Origin of the sequence: Kitasatospora sp. NPDC005856 (assembly GCF_040629945.1) — a bacterium.
In the GTDB taxonomy this organism is placed as follows: Bacteria; Actinomycetota; Actinomycetes; order Streptomycetales; family Streptomycetaceae; genus Kitasatospora.
In genome coordinates, this window is the sequence record NZ_JBEXWT010000104.1 from 22,327 (window position 1) to 29,393 (window position 7,067).

Annotated in this window: 6 protein-coding genes; all 6 read left to right on the forward strand. The window is 73.5% G+C overall.

What is annotated here, in order from left to right:
- Positions 1 to 29 precede the first annotated feature (29 nt).
- The 6 genes from ald to ABZ449_RS36475 all read left to right on the forward strand — a co-directional run bounded on the left by ald (position 30) and on the right by ABZ449_RS36475 (position 6,937).
- Positions 30 to 1,145 carry an alanine dehydrogenase gene (gene ald / locus ABZ449_RS36450; protein WP_360354770.1) on the forward strand — a complete coding sequence of 372 codons (1,116 nt, stop codon included), beginning with the start codon at positions 30 to 32 and terminating at the stop codon, positions 1,143 to 1,145.
- A 326-nt stretch (positions 1,146 to 1,471) separates the two neighbouring features.
- Positions 1,472 to 2,638, forward strand: a complete 1,167-nt coding sequence (locus ABZ449_RS36455) for a ParA family protein (RefSeq protein ID WP_360354773.1) — start codon at positions 1,472 to 1,474, stop codon at positions 2,636 to 2,638.
- Positions 2,639 to 2,679: 41 nt separating this feature from the next.
- A complete protein-coding gene (locus ABZ449_RS36460) occupies positions 2,680 to 3,240 on the forward strand; it encodes a hypothetical protein (RefSeq protein ID WP_360354775.1) in 561 nt (186 codons plus the stop codon).
- Positions 3,241 to 3,738: 498 nt separating this feature from the next.
- Positions 3,739 to 4,722 carry a segregation/condensation protein A gene (locus ABZ449_RS36465; RefSeq protein WP_360354778.1) on the forward strand — a complete coding sequence of 328 codons (984 nt, stop codon included), beginning with the start codon at positions 3,739 to 3,741 and terminating at the stop codon, positions 4,720 to 4,722.
- 245 nt (positions 4,723 to 4,967) lie between these two features.
- Positions 4,968 to 5,645, forward strand: a complete 678-nt coding sequence (scpB, locus tag ABZ449_RS36470; protein ID WP_360354781.1) for an SMC-Scp complex subunit ScpB — start codon at positions 4,968 to 4,970, stop codon at positions 5,643 to 5,645.
- A 62-nt stretch (positions 5,646 to 5,707) separates the two neighbouring features.
- Positions 5,708 to 6,937 (forward strand): pseudouridine synthase, encoded by a 1,230-nt coding sequence (locus tag ABZ449_RS36475; RefSeq protein WP_360354783.1) that lies wholly within the window; start codon positions 5,708 to 5,710, stop codon positions 6,935 to 6,937.
- Positions 6,938 to 7,067 lie beyond the last annotated feature (130 nt).

Genomic DNA, 7,067 nt, shown 5'->3' on the forward strand with positions numbered 1-7,067 from the left:
ACCCCCATGGCAAGAGGACGTGTTTAGCCGTGAAGGTCGGCATCCCCCGCGAGGTCAAGAACCACGAGTACCGCGTGGCCATCACGCCCGCCGGCGTGCATGAGCTGGTCCGTAACGGACACGAGGTCTACATCGAGGACAACGCCGGTGTCGGCTCCTCGATCCCCAACGAGGAGTACGTGGCCGCCGGCGCCACCATCCTCCCCACCGCCGACGAGGTGTGGGCCACCGCCGACCTGCTGCTGAAGGTCAAGGAGCCCATCGCCTCCGAGTACCACCGGCTGCGCAAGGGGCAGACCCTCTTCACGTACCTCCACCTGGCGGCCGACCGGGCCGGCACCGACGCGCTGGTCGCCTCGGGCACCACCGCCATCGCGTACGAGACCGTGCAGCTGTCGAACGGCGCGCTGCCGCTGCTCGCCCCGATGTCCGAGGTCGCGGGCCGTCTGGCCCCGCAGGTCGGCTCGTACCACCTGATGCGCCCGGCCGGCGGCCGCGGCACCCTGCCGGGCGGCGTTCCCGGCACCCACCCGGCCAAGGCCGTCGTCATCGGCGGTGGCGTCTCCGGCTGGCACGCGGCCACCATCGCCGTCGGCATGGGTTACGACGTGACCCTGCTGGACCGCGACATCAACAAGCTGCGCGAGGCCGACCGCATCTTCGGCACCAAGGTCAAGACCATCGTGTCGAACTCCTTCGAGCTGGAGAAGGCCGTCATCGAGGCCGACCTGGTCGTCGGTGCCGTGCTGATCCCGGGCGCCAAGGCCCCGAAGCTGGTCACCAACGAGCTGGTCTCCCGCATGAAGCCGGGCTCCGTGCTGGTCGACATCGCCATCGACCAGGGCGGCTGCTTCGAGGACTCGCACGCCACCACGCACGACGAGCCGACCTTCAAGGTCCACAACTCGGTCTTCTACTGCGTGGCCAACATGCCGGGCGCCGTCCCGAACACCTCCACCTACGCGCTGACCAACGCCACGCTGCCGTACGTGCTGGAGCTGGCCAACCGCGGGTGGAAGGATGCGCTGCGCCGCGACGCCGCGCTCGCCAAGGGCCTGAACGTGCACGAGGGCCAGATCACCTTCCCGGCCGTGGCCGAGGCCTTCGGCCTGGAGTCGGTCTCCCTGGAGAGCGTGCTCGCCTGAACCCCCTGACCGCCAGGCGGTCGTTCGCCCCCGACCCGATCCCTTCGAGTCGGGGGCTTCGCCGTGCCCGTGATCAGCGGGTCGACCGGCCGGGTCGCTCTGTCGTCAATATCTGTCGGTCACGTCACCCGACCGCAGAAACGTCGGGGCCGGTGACCCTCTCATCCCTTGACAGCGGCCCGCTCGATACTCGACACATCCGGCCCACTACCGTGGATTGTGTTGCTGCGAACGCCTTGAACGGCCTAGAGTCGCAAACCGTCGGCATGCTGCCACGCTGACGAATCGACATAGAGTCCTGGATGCCCAAGGAGGTAAGACGACTTGTGAATGAGTCGACAATTGCTCCCGGGGGTGGTCAGCCAGGACTGGCGGAACTCACCGCCGGCCAGCCGAGTGAGGAGCCCGGGGCCCGGCAGCCCTCCGTGGGCTCGGCCGAGGTCGGCTCGGTCGCACTCCGTACCTTCGAAGCACGCCAGACCACAGCACAGGTGACCACGGTGACCGATCACGACGCCGACTTGGCGGCCTACGGCCTGGCCTACGGCGAGTTCGCCTACGGCGCCTACGACGACCCGGACGCCGAGTACGAGCCGGACCCGGAGTACGCCGCCACGCTGGCCCCCGACGCCGCGCGACAGCGCCGCGAGCGGGTGGGCCCGACCGGCCGTCCGCTGCCGTACTTCCCGATCCCCGCGCCGGTCGCCGAGCACGGCCCCGCCCAGATCATCGCCATGTGCAACCAGAAGGGCGGCGTCGGCAAGACCACGTCGACCATCAACCTGGGCGCGGCGCTGGCCGAGTACGGCCGCCGGGTGCTGCTCGTCGACTTCGACCCGCAGGGCGCGCTCTCGGTCGGCCTCGGCGTCAACCCGATGGAGCTCGACGTCACCGTCTACAACCTGCTCATGGAGCGGGGCCTGACGGCCGATGAAGTGCTGCTGAAGACGGCGGTCCCCGGGATGGACCTGCTGCCCTCCAACATCGACCTCTCCGCCGCCGAGGTGCAGCTGGTCAGCGAGGTGGCCCGGGAGTCCGCGCTGGCGCGCGCACTGAAGCCGCTGCTGCCCGACTACGACTACGTCATCATCGACTGCCAGCCCTCGCTGGGCCTGCTGACGGTCAATGCGCTGACGGCCGCTCACAGCGTGATCGTCCCGCTGGAGTGCGAGTTCTTCGCGCTGCGCGGTGTCGCGCTGCTGACCGAGACCATCGAGAAGGTGTGCGAGCGGCTCAACCCCGAGCTGCGCCTGGACGGCATCCTGGCCACGATGTACGACTCGCGCACCGTGCACAGCCGCGAGGTGCTGGCGCGCGTCGTCGAGGCGTTCGGCGAGCACGTCTTCCACACCGTCATCGGGCGGACCGTGCGCTTCCCGGAGACCACCGTCGCCGGCGAGCCCATCACGACGTACGCGACCAACTCGGTCGGTGCCGCCGCCTACCGCCAGCTCGCCAGGGAGGTGCTCGACCGGTGCCGCCCCGCCGAGTGAGTCTCCCGGGTGCCGACGAGCTGTTCCGGACCACGGGAGGGATGGCGCTGTCGCCCTCCCTCGCGCCGCGTCCGGCCGCCGAGGCATCCAGACCGGAGACCGCGCGGACCGTCAACGGCCGACCGGACGGCGCCGAGGGCGCCGAGTCCGCCCAGGGCGTCCAGGACGACCGGCAGGCGACGCCGGAGCAGCAGGCGCACGCCCCGGTGCCGGGGCCCGCGCAGCCGCCCGGCCAGCGCTCCGCCGCAGGTGCCGCCGCGGCCGGGGCCGTCCAGGGCGGCCGCGGAGCCGGCTCCGGCCCGGCGGCCCGCACGCACCAGGGCGCAGCCGAGGAGCAGCCCGGTGCCGCCGGTCGTGCCCGGCCGCGCGGCCGCGCGCCGCGCCGGCCCAGCGGGCGCGAGCGGCACGACGAGAAGATCACGGTGTACGTGTCCGCCGAGGAGCTCATGGACCTGGAGCACACCCGGTTGGTGCTGCGCGGCGAGCACGGCCTGGCCGTGGACCGCGGGCGGATCGTCCGGGAGGCCATCGCGGTCGTCCTGGCGGACCTGGAGCAGCGCGGCGAGGCCTCGATCCTGGTTCGGCGCCTGCGCGGCCGGTAGGCGGCGGGCGAGGACGGCCGGCGGTTTCCGCCGGGCGTCGAGGGGGGCGGTCCGCACCGCCCGGGCGTCGGGGGGCGGTTTCGTACCGCCGGACGTCGAGAGGGCCGCGGGCCCGGCGTGGGGAGGCCGCCGGGCGGGTGGCGGGGCCGTCGGAGGCGCACGGGGCCCGGAGGGGCCGCGAGAGGCCGTGAGAGGCCGAGGAGGCGCTGCGCGGGACCGGGCGAGGCCTCGGGGCCGAAGGGCCGTATCGGAGGCCGTGCCGGGGCCCTGTCGGGCTCCGGAGGGGCGTTCCCCGGGGGCGGGACCTGTTGGCGGAACTCTGTGGCCGGTCCGGAGGGGCGGGGGCGGGGGGCGTGCCGAGGGGCTCGTACGGGCCCGTGGGCGCCCATTCGGACGCCCGGTGGAGGTCGGACGGAGGTCGGTCCGGGGCCCGGTGGGACGGCGTGTCGGCGGCCCCCGGCGCGGGGCCGGGGCGGGGCCGGGTGAAGATGGACCGTCATGCCCAGTACCGCCGGACCGCCAGTCGTCCCTGCCACTGCCACCGCCACTGCCACCGCCACCGACACCGTCGTCGCCGCGGCGAGTGCGACCGAGGGCGAGAACGAGTCGCGGGGCGGCTTCCGGGTACGGCTGGACAACTTCGAGGGTCCCTTCGACCTGCTGCTCAGCCTGATCGCCAAGCACAAGCTGGACGTCACCGAGGTGGCGCTGGCCACCGTGACGGACGAGTTCATGGCGCACATCCGGGCGATGGGCCCGGACTGGGACCTGGACGCGGCGACCGAGTTCCTGGTGGTGGCCGCCACCCTGCTCGACCTCAAGGCCGCCCGGCTGCTGCCCGTGGCGGAGGTCGAGGACGAGGCGGACCTGGCCCTGCTGGAGGCCCGTGACCTGCTGTTCGCGCGGCTGCTCCAGTACCGGGCGTACAAGCGGGCGGCGGCGCTGTTCGGCGAACGCTGGGCGGCCGAGCTGCTGCGCCGGCCCCGGAGCGCCGCCCTGGAGCCCCGGCAGGCCGAACTGCTGCCGGAGGTCGTCATCGGCATCGGGCCGCAGCGGCTCGCCGAGCTGGCGGCCAAGGCCATGCAGCCCAGGCCCGCACCGGTCGTGTACGTGGACCACATCCACACCCCGCCGGTGAGCGTGCGCGAGCAGGCCTCCCTGGTGGTGGGGCTGCTCACCGAGCTGGGCGAGGCCTCGTTCCAGCGGTTGGTGGAGGACGCGCCGGACGACCTGGTGGTGGTCGCCCGGTTCCTGGCGCTGCTGGAGCTCTACCGGGAGCGGGTGCTCGCCTTCGAGCAGCCGGAGGCGCTCGGCGAGCTGGTGGTGCGCTGGGTGGCCGAGGAGGGCCGGGGAGCGGTCGAGGTGACGGACGAGTTCGACCGGCCGGCCGGTGAGGTCGGCGAGGTCGGCGAGGTCGGTGACGTGCGCCAGGTGCGCGCGGCGGGCAAGGTGCGCGAGGTCGAGGAGGACGGGCGGCGATGAGCGGCGGGAACGAAGGCGGGCGGCCGGTGCGGCGCCCGCTGGGGCTGCCGGGGCGGCCGCGGGCCGAGGAGTGGCTGGAGCCGGCCTTCGAGCTGCTGCCGGATCCGGTGGAGCCCGTGCGGCCGGTGGAGCCTGCGGAGCCGGTCGGGCCCGCGGAGCCGGGCGGGCGTGCGGACCCGGTCGGGCGTGCGGAGCCGGGCGGGCCGGTGGCGCCTGAGGCGTCTGAGGCGTCTGCGGCGCGTGTCGTGCATCAGAAGTCGGCCCCGCCGACTTCCGGTGGCGAGGGCCCCGCCGACGCCGGGCTGCGGGCCGAGCTGGAGGCCGTCCTGATGGTCGTCGACGAGCCGGTGGCGGAGGGGCGGCTCGCCGGGGTGCTGGAGCGGCCCCGGGCGGAGGTGGCCGCCGCGCTGTGCGAGCTGTCCGCCGAGTACACGGCCCAGGGCCGCGGTTTCGACCTGCGGCTGGTCGCGGGCGGCTGGCGGTTCTACAGTCGGGACAGCTGTTCCGCGGCCGTCGACCGCTTCCTCCTGGACGGCCAGCAGGCCCGCCTCACCCAGGCCGCGCTGGAGACCCTGGCGGTGGTCGCCTACCGGCAGCCGGTGTCCAGATCGCGGGTTTCCGCCGTCCGTGGTGTGAACTGTGACGGCGTGATGCGTACCCTGGTACAGCGAGGACTGGTGGAAGAGGCCGGATCCGAGCCCGAAACAGGTGCGATCCTGTATCGGACGACGAACTACTTCCTGGAACGGATGGGGCTCCGCGGCCTGGACGAGCTGCCGGAGCTCGCTCCCTTCCTGCCCGAGGTCGACGACGTGGAAGCGGAGTCCCTGGAGGGCACGATGATCGCGGAGGCGGTCGCCGCCGCTGCCGCGCAGGCCGCGGACGGCAGTGGCGAGGCCGGTCGGGCCGGGCCCGATCGGTAGGGGGCGGTGAGGTCGGCCGAAACGACCGCACATCCCAGACGGAACGACGTACGGACACTTTGATGCGTAGCAGTGGCAACGGCAGGAACAGCAGCGGCGGCGGGAGCGGTCGCGGCGGACAGGGCGGGGGCCGGGGCGGCAGCTCCTACGGCGGCGGCAGCGGCCGCGGCGGCTCGGGCGCGCGCGGAGGTTCGTACGGCGGTGGCCGCGGCGGCTCGGGTTCGGGCTCGGGTTCGCGCGGCGGCTCGTACGGCCGGGACGACCGGCGCGACGACCGCCGGGACGACCGCCGGGACGACCGCCGCTACCCGGACCGCCCGCTGCGGCCCGAGGAGCGCAAGTACGACCGCCCCGAGTACGGCGGCGGCCCCAACGCCACCCCGGCGCGCGGCGGCTACGCCGGCCGGCGCCCCGGCCCGGCCCCGCGCCCGCGCCGTGAGGGCCAGGGCGCCCCGGGCGACCCGCGCCGCCAGCCGCAGCGCTCCCGCGAGCTCCAGGCCAAGATCGAGGACGCCGTCCTCGCCCGGCACGACAAGCCGGCCGTCAAGCTGCCCAAGACCTTCGGCGAGCCCGAGGGCGAGCGCCTCCAGAAGGTGCTGGCCCGGGCCGGCGTCGGCAGCCGCCGCGCCTGCGAGGAGCTGATCGAGCAGGGCCGGGTCGAGGTCAACGGCAAGCGCGTCACCGAGCAGGGCAAGCGGGTCGACCCGCAGAAGGACGAGATCAAGGTGGACGGCCTGACCGTCGCCACCCAGTCCTACCTGTTCTTCGCGCTGAACAAGCCGGCCGGTGTGGTCTCCACCATGGAGGACCCGGACGGCCGCCAGTGCCTGGGCGACTACGTGACCAACCGGGAGACCCGGCTGTTCCACGTCGGCCGCCTGGACACCGAGACCGAGGGCATCATCCTGCTCACCAACCACGGCGAGCTGGCCCACCGTCTCACCCACCCGCGCTACGGCGTGACCAAGACCTACCTGGCCGCGATCCAGGGCCCGATCCCGCGCGACCTGGGCAAGCAGCTGGCCCAGGGCGTGGAGCTGGAGGACGGCTACGCGCGCGCCGACAGCTTCAAGGTGGTCTCCAACGTCGGCAAGAACTACCTGGTCGAGGTGACCCTGCACGAGGGCCGCAAGCACATCGTCCGCCGGATGCTGGCCGAGGCCGGCTTCCCGGTCGAGAAGCTGGTGCGCACCCACTTCGGCCCGATCGCCCTGGGTGACCAGAAGTCGGGCTGGCTGCGCCGCCTGACCAACCCGGAGGTCGGCCAGCTGATGCGCGAGGTCGGCCTGTAGGCCCGTCCGCTCCGCCGGAGCCCCCGGTCGCACACGGCGGTTTCTAGGGGTCGTTGCAACACGTGGTCGGTTGATCAGGCCGCGATGAGTTTATGCAGGCGCTCGGCTGGGGTTTCCCAGCCGAGCGTTT

What these genes read in the sequence shown, in the direction of transcription:
- ABZ449_RS36460 (WP_360354775.1), top strand. Translation starts at nt 2,680, where the DNA reads ATGGCGCTGTCGCCCTCCCTCGCGCCGCGTCCGGCCGCCGAGGCATCC.
- ABZ449_RS36475 (WP_360354783.1), top strand. Translation starts at nt 5,708, where the DNA reads ATGCGTAGCAGTGGCAACGGCAGGAACAGCAGCGGCGGCGGGAGCGGT.
- ABZ449_RS36465 (WP_360354778.1), top strand. Translation starts at nt 3,739, where the DNA reads ATGCCCAGTACCGCCGGACCGCCAGTCGTCCCTGCCACTGCCACCGCC.